General features: G+C 64.1%; 13 protein-coding genes. 5 read left to right on the plus strand and 8 right to left on the minus strand.

What is annotated here, in order from left to right; translation table 11 throughout:
- Positions 1 to 220: 220 nt before the first annotated feature.
- Genes trpA through aroF form a run of 7 tightly spaced genes read right to left on the minus strand, consistent with a single transcriptional unit; the run spans position 221 to position 7,855 of the window.
- Positions 221 to 1,024, minus strand: coding sequence for a tryptophan synthase subunit alpha (gene trpA / locus ABD997_RS05110; RefSeq protein ID WP_345315935.1), 804 nt, complete (start codon positions 1,022 to 1,024; stop codon positions 221 to 223).
- Positions 1,021 to 2,208, minus strand: a complete 1,188-nt coding sequence (gene trpB / locus ABD997_RS05115) for a tryptophan synthase subunit beta (protein ID WP_345315936.1) — start codon at positions 2,206 to 2,208, stop codon at positions 1,021 to 1,023. Before trpB ends, trpA begins: the two co-directional genes overlap by 4 nt.
- A gap of 26 nt (positions 2,209 to 2,234) precedes the next feature.
- A complete protein-coding gene (gene trpCF / locus ABD997_RS05120; RefSeq protein ID WP_345315937.1) occupies positions 2,235 to 3,683 on the minus strand; it encodes a bifunctional indole-3-glycerol-phosphate synthase TrpC/phosphoribosylanthranilate isomerase TrpF in 1,449 nt (482 codons plus the stop codon).
- Positions 3,680 to 4,699 (minus strand): anthranilate phosphoribosyltransferase, encoded by a 1,020-nt coding sequence (gene trpD, locus ABD997_RS05125; RefSeq protein ID WP_345315938.1) that lies wholly within the window; start codon positions 4,697 to 4,699, stop codon positions 3,680 to 3,682. Before trpD ends, trpCF begins: the two co-directional genes overlap by 4 nt.
- Positions 4,693 to 5,286 (minus strand): aminodeoxychorismate/anthranilate synthase component II, encoded by a 594-nt coding sequence (locus ABD997_RS05130; RefSeq protein ID WP_345316238.1) that lies wholly within the window; start codon positions 5,284 to 5,286, stop codon positions 4,693 to 4,695. The genes trpD and ABD997_RS05130 overlap by 7 nt, the downstream gene beginning before the upstream one ends.
- Positions 5,286 to 6,842 carry an anthranilate synthase component 1 gene (locus tag ABD997_RS05135; RefSeq protein ID WP_345315939.1) on the minus strand — a complete coding sequence of 519 codons (1,557 nt, stop codon included), beginning with the start codon at positions 6,840 to 6,842 and terminating at the stop codon, positions 5,286 to 5,288. The genes ABD997_RS05130 and ABD997_RS05135 overlap by 1 nt, the downstream gene beginning before the upstream one ends.
- Positions 6,842 to 7,855 carry a 3-deoxy-7-phosphoheptulonate synthase gene (aroF, locus tag ABD997_RS05140; RefSeq protein ID WP_345315940.1) on the minus strand — a complete coding sequence of 338 codons (1,014 nt, stop codon included), beginning with the start codon at positions 7,853 to 7,855 and terminating at the stop codon, positions 6,842 to 6,844. The genes ABD997_RS05135 and aroF overlap by 1 nt, the downstream gene beginning before the upstream one ends.
- Before the next feature lie 301 nt (positions 7,856 to 8,156).
- Between aroF and ABD997_RS05145 the strand changes: the two genes are divergently transcribed.
- Genes ABD997_RS05145 through rluB form a run of 5 tightly spaced genes read left to right on the plus strand, consistent with a single transcriptional unit; the run spans position 8,157 to position 11,931 of the window.
- The gene (locus ABD997_RS05145; RefSeq protein WP_345315941.1) at positions 8,157 to 8,984 is read left to right on the plus strand and encodes a PHP domain-containing protein; all 828 of its coding nucleotides are present in this window, start codon (positions 8,157 to 8,159) and stop codon (positions 8,982 to 8,984) included.
- A gap of 3 nt (positions 8,985 to 8,987) precedes the next feature.
- The gene (locus tag ABD997_RS05150; protein ID WP_345315942.1) at positions 8,988 to 9,608 is read left to right on the plus strand and encodes an L-threonylcarbamoyladenylate synthase; all 621 of its coding nucleotides are present in this window, start codon (positions 8,988 to 8,990) and stop codon (positions 9,606 to 9,608) included.
- 54 nt (positions 9,609 to 9,662) lie between these two features.
- On the plus strand, positions 9,663 to 10,466 hold the full coding sequence (locus ABD997_RS05155) for a segregation and condensation protein A (RefSeq protein WP_345315943.1): 804 nt from the start codon (positions 9,663 to 9,665) through the stop codon (positions 10,464 to 10,466).
- The gene (scpB, locus tag ABD997_RS05160) at positions 10,463 to 11,047 is read left to right on the plus strand and encodes an SMC-Scp complex subunit ScpB (RefSeq protein ID WP_345315944.1); all 585 of its coding nucleotides are present in this window, start codon (positions 10,463 to 10,465) and stop codon (positions 11,045 to 11,047) included. Before ABD997_RS05155 ends, scpB begins: the two co-directional genes overlap by 4 nt.
- An 11-nt stretch (positions 11,048 to 11,058) precedes the next feature.
- Positions 11,059 to 11,931, plus strand: coding sequence for a 23S rRNA pseudouridine(2605) synthase RluB (rluB, locus tag ABD997_RS05165; RefSeq protein ID WP_345315945.1), 873 nt, complete (start codon positions 11,059 to 11,061; stop codon positions 11,929 to 11,931).
- Between the two features lie 79 nt (positions 11,932 to 12,010).
- Here rluB and ABD997_RS05170 read toward each other — a convergent pair whose 3' ends face one another.
- Positions 12,011 to 12,757 carry a YciK family oxidoreductase gene (locus tag ABD997_RS05170; RefSeq protein ID WP_345315946.1) on the minus strand — a complete coding sequence of 249 codons (747 nt, stop codon included), beginning with the start codon at positions 12,755 to 12,757 and terminating at the stop codon, positions 12,011 to 12,013.
- Positions 12,758 to 12,843 lie beyond the last annotated feature (86 nt).

Consider the following 12,843-nt stretch of genomic DNA (forward strand, 5'->3'; position numbering starts at 1 on the left):
TCACAACGTAAGCTGCCGGTTTGGCAGGGCTGTGGGACAGTCTACCCAAGCGCATCGCCCCTGTCAGGTGGTCGATTACGCGGATCCGGGAGCATTAAGGCGTCGCTGCCCCACAGGGGCATTTTTCAGTCGGTGTTGTCCGGCAGGAGATTGGGCAAAAAAAAAGCCGCTTCTGCGATGCACAGAAGCGGCAAAAAGGCTTGCAGGCCTGAGGGTTCAATCAGCGTGTAGCACGCTTCATGCGTTGACAAAACTCGCTAAGCAACCGGTCCCGCCGGTCACTGTCATCAAGATTACCCGCAAGGATCTTAACCACGGCTGAACCGCTGATCACTCCGGCGGCACCTGCGCTGATCGCCGCTTTCACCTGCTCCGGTTCCGCGATGCCAAAACCCAGCACCGCCGGCGGTGCGCCATAGCGTTGCAGGCCTTCCAGCAGATGGTCGATGGGCATGCCCGCAGCGGTTTCTGTACCGGTAACGCCGGCCCGGGAGAGTAGGTAGGTGTATCCCTCCCCCGCTTCCGAGACCGCCTTGAGGGTGGCTTCGTCGGCATTGGGTGGGGCGATAAAGATGGGGGCGATACCCTGGCCTCGGGCGGCGGCGGCAAACTCCGCCGACTCCTGCACAGGCACGTCAGCCACCAGGACGGAATCGACGCCTACCTCGGCGCAGCGGGCGTAGAAGGCATCCAGGCCCGGTGAATAGACCAGGTTGGCGTAAACCAGCAGTCCGATGGGCAGGTCAGGGTACTTGGCCCGCACCGCGGCGAGGATCTCGAAACAGTGCTCCGGAGTGGTACCCGACTCCAGTGCCCGGATGTTGGCATCCTGGATGGTGGGGCCGTCGGCGGAGGGATCGGAGAAGGGGAAGCCGAGCTCCAGGGCATCGGCGCCGCCGGCCACCAGGGCATCGATCACCGCCAGGCTCTCGGCCGGGTTGGGATCTCCCAGGGTGACGAAGGGGACGAAGGCGCCTTCGGCGCGCTGCTTCAGTTGTGAAAACAGTTGAGAGTAACGGCTCACAGCTTGCCCCCCTTCTCCAGGATGTCGTAAACGGTAAAGATATCTTTGTCGCCGCGGCCAGAGAGGTTGACCACCAGCAGGGTCTCCTCGGTGGCCTCTTCGGCCATCTTGTGGGCGTACGCCAGGGCGTGGGCCGACTCCAGTGCCGGGATGATCCCCTCGCTGCGGGCCAGCAGCTGGAAGGCCTCCAGGGCTTCATCATCGGTAATGGAGGGGTACTGTGCCCGCCCGGTGGCGAAGAGGTGGGCGTGTTGCGGCCCCACCGAGGGGAAGTCCAGCCCGGCGGAGACGGAGTAGGACTCCTCGATCTGGCCATCGGGGTTTTGCATCAGGGGTGCTTTCATGCCGAAGAAGATCCCGGTCTTACCGTGGGCCAGGGGGGCGCCATGCTCACCGCTGTCGATACCGTGGCCGGCGGGCTCTACCCCGATAAGCTTGACGCTGGGTTCATCGATAAAGTCGGCAAACATGCCGATGGCGTTGGAGCCACCACCGACACAGGCGATCACCGCATCCGGCAGGCGTCCCTCCCGCTCCAGCAGCTGCTGCTTGGTCTCCTCGCCGATCATCCGCTGGAACTCCCGTACTATGGTGGGGAATGGGTGGGGGCCCGCTGCCGTTCCCAACAGGTAGTGCGCCTTGTCGTAGTTGGCACTCCAGTCCCGCAGTGCCTCGTTGCAGGCATCCTTGAGGGTGGCGGAGCCGCTGTGGACCGGGATCACCTCGGCCCCCATCAGCCGCATGCGAAAAACGTTGGGGCTCTGGCGCTCCACATCCTTGGCGCCCATGTACACCTTGCACTTGAGGCCCAACAGGGCGCAGGCGAGGGCGGAGGCGACCCCATGCTGACCGGCACCGGTTTCGGCGATCACCTCGCTCTTGCCCATCCGCTTGGTCAGCAGGGCCTGGCCCAGTACCTGGTTGGTCTTGTGGGCACCGCCGTGAAGCAGATCCTCCCGCTTGAGGTAGATCTTCACCTTGGGGTTGGGGCTGAAGTTGCGGGTGAGGGTGAGGGCGGTGGGGCGGCCGGCGTAATTTTTCAGCAGGTCGGTCAGTTCACGCTGGAACTCCGGGTCCTGCTGGGCGTCGAGAAACGCCTGCTCCAGCTGATCCAGGGCGGGCATCAGGATCTGAGGTACAAACTGGCCACCGAACTCGCCGAAGTAGGGGTTGAGGATGCTCATGGTCGTTCTCTTCTTGGGTAATGAGTTCAATATTGTCGGATCTGGGTCAAACAATCAGCGATTTTGATCGGATCTTTGACCCCGGGTGTCGATTCCACCCCGCTGTTGAGATCCAGGCCGTAGAAACCGGCATGGGCGGCGGCGTTGATGTTATCCGGGCCCAGTCCTCCGGCGAGGAAGGCGTCCCGGCGTGCGTCACCGATGGTTTTCCAGTCAAAGGCCGTGCCGGTGCCCCCGAAGCGTTCGCCACGGGCGGCGTCGAACAGGCGCCGGTCGGCGTTGCCCACATCATTGGAACCGTCCGGCCTCACCGCCTTGATGATGCGGCAGGGGGCGTCATTGCTGGCCAGCGCCTCACGCAGGGCCTGAATATCGGCCTCACTCTCGTTGCCGTGCAGCTGTACCGCATGAAGCGCCAGCGCCCGGGCCAGGGTGGCGATCTTGTCGATGGGCTGATCCACAAACACCCCGACGAAGTTGAGGGACGCGGCCTCTCGGATCGACCGGGCCTGCTCCAGGGTGACGCAGCGGGGGGAACCCGGTGCGAAGATGAGGCCGCCGTAGCTGGCTCCGCAGGCGGCGACGGTGGCGGCATCTTCCGGACGGGTCAGGCCACACACCTTGACCGGGCCGAAGATCAGCTGGCGGCAGGCCAGGTCCACATTGGCCTGCTCGGTGAGGCTTGAGCCCACCAGGAACGCATCGGCGTGGGGGGCCAGTCGGCGGACCTCGGCATGATGGTTGATCCCGGACTCACTGATCACCACCCGGTCCTCCGGCACCTGTCCGGCCAGGCGCTCGGTGGTGGCCAGATCGACCGAAAGATCCCTCAGGTTACGGTTGTTGATGCCGATGATGCGGGCATCCAGCGCCAGTGCCCGCTGCATCTCCGCCTCGTTGCTGACCTCGGTGAGGATATCCAGCCCCAGGATCTTGGCCTCTTTTGCCAGCTCCGTGTAGTGCTCATCCTCCAGCACCGACAGCATCAGCAGGGCGGCGTCGGCGCCGAGGTGTCGGGCCAGACGCAGCTGGCGCACATCGATGATGAAGTCCTTGCACAATACCGGCACCGACACCGCATCGCGTACTGCCTTGAGATACTCGAAATCGCCCTGGAAAAACTGCTCGTCGGTGAGGACGGAGATCCCCGCGGCGTAGTTGTCGTACACCCTGGCGATGGCAACGGGATCGAAGTTGGGCCGGATCAGCCCTTTGGAGGGGCTGGCTTTTTTGCACTCCAGCAGGAAACCGGTCGGGCCCTGCTTGAGGGCGTCAAAGAGACTGCGGTCTGAAGCCGGAGCCCGCGTCTCCAGCAGGTCGCCGTAGCGTTTCGAGAGTGCCTGGATCTGGGCGGGCTTGGTGGCCACGATCTGATCCAGCACTGTCCCGGTCTGGCGCAGGCGGCGCATGTCGAAACCGTAGCGGGTGCTGCCTTTGCCGCTGGCACCTGCCGGGGTCTTTTGGGATTTGCTCATTCCTGGCTCTCCTTGGCAAAGCGCTGGATCAGGCGCATCGGGGTGCCGGCGTCCATGGTGGCCAGCGCCAGGGCGGTGCCCGCCTTGAGGCTGTCCGCCTTGCCGGCCAGGTAGAGGGCGGCCCCGGCGTTGACCGCCACGGCGGCGCGCTGGGCCTCGCTGCCACCGCCGCTGAGCAGCCGCTCGCTGATCGCCCGGTTCTCGGCGGGGTCGCCACCCTGGATGGCGGCCAGGTCGTAGCGTTGCACCCCCAGCTCCTCCGGGGTGATCACCCGTTCGGTCAGCTCGCCGTGATCGAGCTCCACCACCAGGCTGTCGCCGTGGATGGCCAGTTCATCGAGGCCATCGCCGTGCACCACCAGGGCGCGCTCGATCCCAAGTCCCTTGAGCACTTCGGCAATGGGCCGCACCAGAGACGCATCGTAGACCCCCAGCAGCATCTGGTTGGGGCGTGCGGGGTTGATCAGCGGCCCGAGCAGGTTAAACAGAGTACGGCTCTTCAGCTGTGCCCGGACCGAGGCGGCGTGTCTCATGCCACCGTGGTAGAAGGGGGCAAACAGGAAGGTGACCCCGAGATCGGTCAGGCACTGGGCGCTGCGCTCGGGCGTCATGGTCAGGTTGATGCCGAACTGGCTGAGCAGGTCCGACGCCCCGGAGAGGGAGGAGACACTGCGGCTGCCATGTTTGGCCACCCGGGCGCCGGCAGCAGCGGCTACGAAGGTGGCGGTGGTGGAGATGTTGAAGGTGTTGGCGCCATCGCCGCCGGTGCCGACGATGTCCACCAGGTTCCCCTGCGGGCGCGGATAGGGCTTGGCGGCGCTGCGCAGCGCGTCCGCCGCGCCGGTGATCTCCTCGATGGTTTCGCCGCGCACCTTCATGGCGGTCAGGGCGGTGGCCAGCTCCACATCGGTGATCTGGCCGTTCACCACCTCTTTGAACAGCGCGCTTGCCTGGTCTCGGCTCAGTGGGCGCCCGTCGAGCAGTTGGGCGATCAGGGTCTGGGTGGGACTCAGCATAACGGGGTTTCCTTGGTCAGCAGTTCGAGGGTCTGGCTCAGCAGGGCGGCGCCGTGCTCGGTGAGAATGGATTCGGGATGGAACTGGTAGCCGACGGCGCGATCCTGAGGATGGACCACCGCCATCGCCAGGCCATCGACGCTGGCGGGCACCACCAGGCAGCTGGGCAGTTCCAGCCCCACCAGGGAGTGGTAGCGGGCGATGGTCAGCGGATTGGGCAGGCCGGCAAAGAGCGGGCCGCCATCGTGCTCCATAGCGCTGGCTTTGCCGTGCATCACCTGGGGAGCCCGACCCACTTTGCCGCCGTAGTGTTCAATCAACGCCTGATGGCCGAGGCAGATCCCGAGGATCGGCAGTTTCCCCGCCAGGTTGGCCAGCAGGTCCATCAGGCATCCCGCCTCGTGAGGGGCGCCGGGGCCGGGGGAGAGCACCAGTACGCCGGGCTCGGGTTCGGCCAGCAATCGCTGGGCCAGGGTGTCCGCATCGATGTCGTTGCGGTAGACGGTGACGGGGTGGCCGAGACGGCGGAACTGGTCCACCAGGTTCCAGGTAAAGGAGTCGAAGTTATCCAGAAGGGTGACTGGGATCATTGGCCACCTCCGATGGCGCGCAGGACCGCCTGGGCCTTGTTTCGGGTTTCGTCCGCTTCGGACTGCGGGTCGGAGTCGAACACCACACCGGCACCGGCCTGGACGTGGGCGATGCCGTCGTTCACCAGCGCAGAGCGGATCACGATGCAGGTGTCCAGATCTCCGCGGCCATTGAGGTAACCAACGGCGCCGCCGTAGCTGCCCCGTCGCTCCCCTTCGGCCTGGCGCAGCAGCTGTGCCGCGCGCACCTTGGGCGCGCCGGTCAGGGTCCCCATGTTCATACAGGCCTGGTAGGCGTGCAGGGCGTCCAGGTCGGCCCGCAGCTGGCCGGTCACCCGGGAGACCAGGTGCATCACGTGGCTGTAGCGGTCCACCTTGAGCAGGTCTGCCACCCGGCGGGTACCGGGTTCGGCGATCCTGGCCACGTCGTTGCGGGCCAGGTCCACCAGCATCAGGTGCTCTGAGAGCTCCTTCTGGTCCTGGCGCAGGCCCAGCTCGATGCGGCCGTCCAGGTCATGATCGATGCGGCCATCGTCGAACTTGCCCCGCTTGCGGGTGCCGGCGATGGGGTAGATCTCCACCTGGTTGGTGCTCACTTCGTACTTGATGGCGCTCTCCGGCGAGGCGCCGAACAGGGCGAAGGCCTCCGCCTGCATGAAGAACATGTAGGGGCTCGGGTTCTGTACCCGCAGGCGGCCATAGGCAGCCAGGGGCTCGGGGCAGGGCAGGGAGAAGCGCCTTGCCGGGACCACCTGGAAGATGTCCCCCGCCACTACGTGCTCCTTGAGATCGCGCACCAGCTGGCAGTACTGGGCGTCGCTTTGGTTGACCGAGACTGCCTGCCCAGAGGGCTCTGAGACTGGCAGCGGCATCAGCGGCTGCTGCAGGGTGGCGGCCAGGGCGCCGAGTCGGGCGCGCTTGTCGTTCATCACCCGGTGGGCCTGATCCCCCCCAAAGACGGTGCCGATCAGTCGCGCGGTGCGGGCCTGGTGATCCAGCACCAGGGTGGTTTCCGCCAGATAGAAGAGGTAATCGGGGCAGTTGTTGGCGCCGTCGCGCACTTGCGGCAACGGCTCGGTGCTGGCCACCAGGTCAAAGGCAAAGGCGCCGGCCAGCAGTACCGACTCCGGCAGGGCATCGTCCGATTGGATCTCCTGCTGCAGCAGGCGTAGGACCGTCAGCGGCGAGGGGGCCTTGAGGCGGCTGTCCTCGTCCAGCCCCGGCTCCGGCTCCGGCAGGGTGACGGTGATGGCGTTGCCATCCTGCTGTGGCTGGTAGGGGGCAAGCAGCCGGGCCAGGAAGGGCAGTACCCCTTCGCCATTGGCACTGAGTGCGGTGGCGGTGACGGTGCGGCCGTCGCAGCGCAGGCTAAGCGCCGCATCGATCAGCAGCAGACTCTTCAGCCCCTCCTTGGAGTCGATCTCCGCGGACTCCAGCAGCAGGGTATGGGGGCGCGCCTGGCACAGGGTGTGGTAAACCTCTGCGGGTGTGTCGTGGTAACGCACCGAGGTGGTGAGGGTGCGGGCCTGGCCCGGTTCCGATAGGGTGTTCATCACAGTTGCTTTCCGGCAGCTTCAACAAAGGGGCGTAACCCTGACATTAGGGCAGTGAAATCGTTGGCGTCCAGTGCCTGGTGGCCATCCGAGAGTGCCTCGGCGGGGTTTAGGTGGGTTTCCACCATGATGCCATCGGCGCCGACGGCGGCACTGGCGTAGGCCAGCGGAGCCACCAGTTCACGCACGCCGGTGCCGTGACTGGGATCCACCAGCACCGGCAGGTGGGTTTTGCGCTTGAGGTAGGCGACGGCGTTGAGATCCAGGGTGTTGCGGGTGGCGGTCTCGAAGGTGCGGATCCCTCGTTCGCACAGGATCACGTTGGGGTTGCCGGCATTGACCACGTATTCCGCCGCCAGCAGCAGCTCCTCCAGAGTGGCGCTCATGCCGCGCTTCAATACTACCGGCAGGCCCAACTGGCCCACCGCTTCCAGCAGGCGGAAATTTTGCATATTGCGTGCCCCCACCTGCAGGGCATCCACGTAGCCGGCCATCAACTCGGCATCAGCGGCGTCCACCACCTCGGACACGGTGGGCAACCCGGTACGACGCTTGGCCTCTTTGAGCAGCTTCAGCCCCTCTTCGCCAAGGCCCTGGAAACTGTAGGGACTGGTACGGGGCTTGAAGGCACCGCCGCGCAGGGCGGCCACACCCTGACCCTTGACCATCTCCGCCACGCCCATCAGCTGTTCGGGGCTTTCGACGCCGCAGGGACCGGCGATCACGGTGAAGCGCTCGCCACCGACCGCATGGCTCCCGAGCATTACGTGGCTGTCGATGGGGTTGAGCTCCCGGGAGACCAGCTTGTACTTGGAGAGGATGGGTTTGACCTCGTCCACCCGGGGGTCCCGCTCAAGCTGCAGCGACTGCAACACCCGCTCATCGCCGATTGCCCCCAGCACGGTGCGCTCGATGCCGGGCAGGTAGAGTGGCTTGAGCCCGGTGGCTTCTATCTGGCGGACTAACTGCAGGGCATCCGCTTCGGTGACCCCAGGCTTCAGGACGATGATCATGGTGTTCCCCTAACTGAACGAAAAAACCCGCTTTCGAGTGTCGAGAGCGGGTTTTAGAAAATTTTGTTTTTCTATCAGGTACAGCAAATTGCACCCCCGCTATGGCCGGGCGTGCCACCACCAGTTGTTGTGCTTCTTGTCTGGACTCATAGCAACTGTAAACCTGTAAGGAATATTTGACGTTTTGTCTTTACAGTCGCAGGCTACCGGTTCGTCGCGACCCCTGTCAAGGGTCAAACTCGGCAACCGGACTTTGGTCGCCCGCTGGAGTACAATGCCCCAGTAAATAGAAAGGGGTGATATGAAAATCGATCTGCACTGCCACTCCCGGGCTTCGGATGGCACCTTGACACCGACGGAGCTGGTGATCCGGGCTCTCAATCAGCAGATCGACCTGCTGGCACTCACCGACCATGACTCCGTCGAGGGCCTGGCAGAGGCCCGGGCAGCGGCCGAGGGAAGCCCCCTGAGGGTGATCAGCGGCGTCGAGGTCTCCACCCGCTGGCACAGCTTCGATATCCACGTGGTTGGGCTCGATTTCGACAGTGAGGACCCGGAGCTTCGGGCGCTCCTGCATCGCCAGGCCGACCAGCGTCGCCGCCGGGCCGAGACCATCGCCGAGAAGCTGACGAAGCGGCAGATCACCGGCACCCTTGAGGACGCACTGGGTTACGCGGATGGCGGCAGCGTTGGGCGCAGCCACTTCGCCCGGGTGCTGGTGGACAGGGGGATCGTTGCTGCCAAGCAGGCAGCCTTCGACAAGTACCTGGGGCGGGGCCAAAGCGCCTATGTGCCCAACCAGTGGTGCACCATCGCCGAGGCGGTGACCCGCATTCAGGGCGCCGGGGGACTTGCGGTGTTGGCCCATCCGAGTAAATATCAATTATCGAACAAATGGTTACGAAAGCTGCTGGTGGAGTTTAAGGCGGCTGGTGGTGATGCCATGGAGGCGATCCACTGCCAGCAGAACCTGCAACAGCGACAATTTCTTCAGGCGCTGGCGTTGGAGTACGACCTGTTAATCTCCGCCGGCTCCGATTTTCATTTTCCCTCCCGCTGGGTGGAACTGGGGCGTGGATTGACCCGGCCAGAGCAACCCGGCGTCTGGCACCAAAGAGGATGGGTGTAAGGTATGAGCCAATTTTTTCACGTCCACCCGGACAACCCGCAGGCGCGCCTGCTCAATCAGGCGGTGGCAATAATTAATAAAGGGGGGGTGATCGCCTACCCCACCGACTCCGGCTATGCGCTGGGCTGCCACATCGGCGACAAGAAGGCGCTGGACGCCATCTGCCGCATTCGCCAAATCAAGTCCGACCACAACTTCACCCTGATGTGCCGGGACCAGGCCGAGCTCTCGCTCTATGCCCGGGTCGACAACACCGCCTTTCGGTTGTTGAAAAGCCACACGCCCGGCCCTTACACCTTCATTTTCAAGGGCACCAAGGAGGTTCCCCGGCGTTTGCTCAACGAGAAACGCAAGACCATCGGCATCCGGGTGCCGGACAACCGCATCGCCCTGGCCCTGCTGGAGGCGCTGGGAGAGCCGTTGATGTCCACCAGCCTGATTCTGCCCGGGGAGAGCATCGCCGAGTCCGATCCCGAGGCGATCCGTGACCGCCTGGAGCGTCAGTTGGACCTCATCATTCATGGCGGGATCCTGAGCGAACAGCCCACCACGGTGGTCGATATGAGCGAGGACACGCCGCAGGTGGTCCGTCACGGCGCCGGGGATCCCAGTGCCTTCGAATAAAGCACTGACAAAGGCACGGCGCGTCCCTATAATGTCGCGTTTTTCCCACGGCCTATGACCCAGTCCGACGTCATGATCCAGCAACCCCTTCCCCTTGCGGTGGTCCGGGGTAAGCCGATCCATGAACCCCCGGCGGATCTCTTTATCCCGCCGGAGGCGCTTGAGGTGATCCTGGAGGCGTTCGAGGGGCCGTTGGATCTGCTGCTTTACCTGATCCGCAAACAGAAGCTGGACATTCTCGACCTGCCGATCCTGATGATCACCCGTCAGTACATGGAATACATCGCCCTGATGGAGCAGATGAAGTTCGAGCTGGCGGCGGAGTACCTGGTGATGGCGGCGACCCTGGCGGAGATTAAATCCCGCCTGCTGCTGCCCCGTCCGGCGCCGGACGAGGAGGAGCAGGAGGACCCAAGGACCCTGCTGATCAAGCAGTTGCAGGCCTACGAGGTGATCAAACAGGCGGCAGAGGATCTGGACGCGCTACCGCGGGAGCAGCGGGACCTCTGGCCTGCGCGCGCGGCGCGGGACGCGAAGCTGGCGCCGGTGCAGATCCCCCCCCAGGTGGACCTGGCCGAGCTGGTCCTGGCCCTGCGCCAGGTGGTGGCCAGGGCGGACCACTTCGAACACCACCAGATCGAAGCGGAGTCCCTCTCCACTCGGGAGCGGATGAGCCGGATCCTGGCGATGCTGTCGAGTGAGCGCTTCACGCCTTTTTCCGAGCTGTTTACGCCACAGGAGGGACGTGCGGGGGTGGTGGTCAGCTTCCTGGCGATCCTGGAGCTGTGTAAAGAGCAACTGATCCAGCTGCAGCAGGCGGAACCGGGCAGCCAGATCCATGTTAGGGCAAAAGCATGAATCGTATTGGCGATGACCAGCTCAAGCAGCTTATCGAGGCGGCACTTTTCGTGGCAGAACAGCCATTGAGTGCCCGCCAGTTGAAGGAAACCGTGCTGGCCGAGTTCCAGGTCAGTCCGGCGCGGATCAATGCGGTGCTGGCGGATCTGGAGCTGGATTACCGGCCCCGGGGCATCCAACTGGTGAAGGTGGCGGGGGGCTATCGCTTCCAGAGCCACCCGGATCTCAGCCCCCAGCTCAGTGCGCTGTGGCAGGAGCGGTCGCCCCGTTACTCCCGTGCCCTGCTGGAGACCCTGGCGTTGATCGCCTATCGTCAACCCATCACCCGTGGCGAGATTGAGCGGGTTCGCGGGGTGTCGGTGGGGGCAAACTTGATCCGGACCCTGACCGAACGGGGCTGGGTGCGCATCGTAGGGCACAAAGAGGTGCCCGGCCGGCCGGCGCTCTACGCGACGACCGATGAATTTTTGCAATACTTTTGTCTGGACAGCTTGGCCGAGCTGCCGCCCCTGGAAGATGAGCAGGCGCTGCAGGCGCTGTTTGGCCAGAGTGCGGCGGACACCGAGTCCCCGATACATTAAAGAAGAGATTAATGAGCGAGAAACTACAGAAAGTACTAGCTCGTGCAGGTCATGGCTCCCGTCGTGAGATGGAGGTGATGATCGCCGCTGGACGTGTCAGCATCGATGGCAAGGTGGCCAAACTCGGTGATCGAGTGGATGGCAGTGCCGATCTCAAGGTGCGGATCGACGGCCATACGGTTTCCCTGAAAGGGGAACAGGATGTGATCTGCCGGGTGCTGGCTTACTACAAGCCGGAGGGGGAGCTGTGCAGCCGCATCGATCCCCAGGGGCGCCCGACGGTATTTGACCGTCTGCCCAAGGTCAAAGACAGCCGCTGGGTGGCGGTGGGCCGCCTGGATATCAATACCTCCGGGCTGTTGCTGTTCACCACCGACGGTGAGCTGGCCAACCGCTTGATGCACCCCTCCCGGGAAGTGGAGCGCGAGTACGCCATCCGCGTCTTTGGTGAGGTCGATGACGAGATGCTTAACCGCTTGCGCAAGGGGGTTGAGCTGGAGGATGGCCTGGCCAAGTTCAAGCGGCTCCACCGCGTCGGCGGCGAGGGGATCAACACCTGGTACCACGGTGTCCTGTCCGAGGGTCGTAACCGCGAGGTGCGCCGGATGTGGGAGAGCCAGGAGGTGCAGGTCAGCCGTCTGATGCGGATCCGCTACGGCGATATCCCGCTGCCCAAGGGCTTGCCCCGCGGGGGATGGATGGAGCTGCCGCTGGAGCAGGTCAACTACCTGCGCACCCTGGTCGAGATGGCGCCGGAGAGCCGCACCCTGCTGTCCCAGGACAAGGTGGGTCAGCGTCGCCAGAAGAGCCTGAAGACCAACAAGATCCGCCGGGCGGTAAGCCGCCATCGCGGCCGTGCCGCTACCCCGAAGCGGGGCAAGTAGCGCCTCAATAGGGCTGAAAGCCCAGTGAGGAAAAGAGAAAAGGCAGCCAGTGGCTGCCTTTTTTGATCCTTCGAGTGGATCAGCGCTTGGGCTGGGCGTCCAGGCTCTGGCCATTGACCGCTACGCTGTCGTCGCTCATCAGGTAGAGGTAGAGTGGCATCAGATCTTCGGGGGTCTTGAGGTTCTGGGGATCCTCTGCCGGGAACGCGGTGGCGCGCATCTTGGTGCGGGTGGCGCCCGGGTTGATGCAGTTGGCCCGCAGGGTGGAACCGGCCAGTTCATCGGCCAGGGTCTCCATCATCCCCTCGGTGGCGAACTTGGAGATGGCATAGGGGCCCCAGTAGGCCCGGCCGGTGCGGCCCACGCCGGAACTGGTAAAGACGATGGAGCCGTGTTCGGCCAGGCGCAAAACCGGCATCAGGGACTTGGCCATCAGGAAGTTAGCGGTGACGTTAACCTGCATCACCTCGTTGAACATCTCACTGTCGATCTGATCGAAGGGGGTGAGGGCACCCAGTACCGAGGCGTTGAGCAGCAATCCGTCCAGTCGTCCGAACTGCTCCTCCAGGGTGACGGCCAGGTCGCGGTAGTTCTGCTCGGTGGCACCCTTCATATCCAGTGGCACGATGGCCGGCTCGGGAGCGCCGCTGGCGACGATCTCATCATATACCGCCTCCAGCTTGTTGGTGCTGCGCCCCAGGAGAATGACGGTGGCGCCGTGGGCGGCGTAGGTCAGTGCCGCCGTGCGGCCGATACCGGCTCCGGCGCCGGTGACCAGGATCACTTTGTCCTTGAGGGCATCGTTTTCGGCTTGATATTCCAACATGAGAACTTCCTGCTTAAGGCTGAAATCGTCGAGATTTTCGTTGTTATTTATTGGGTCGAAACGGGGGCGGCCACTGGTCGGAGCTT

Source organism: Ferrimonas gelatinilytica (assembly GCF_039544205.1).
GTDB lineage: Bacteria > Pseudomonadota > Gammaproteobacteria > Enterobacterales > Shewanellaceae > Ferrimonas > Ferrimonas gelatinilytica.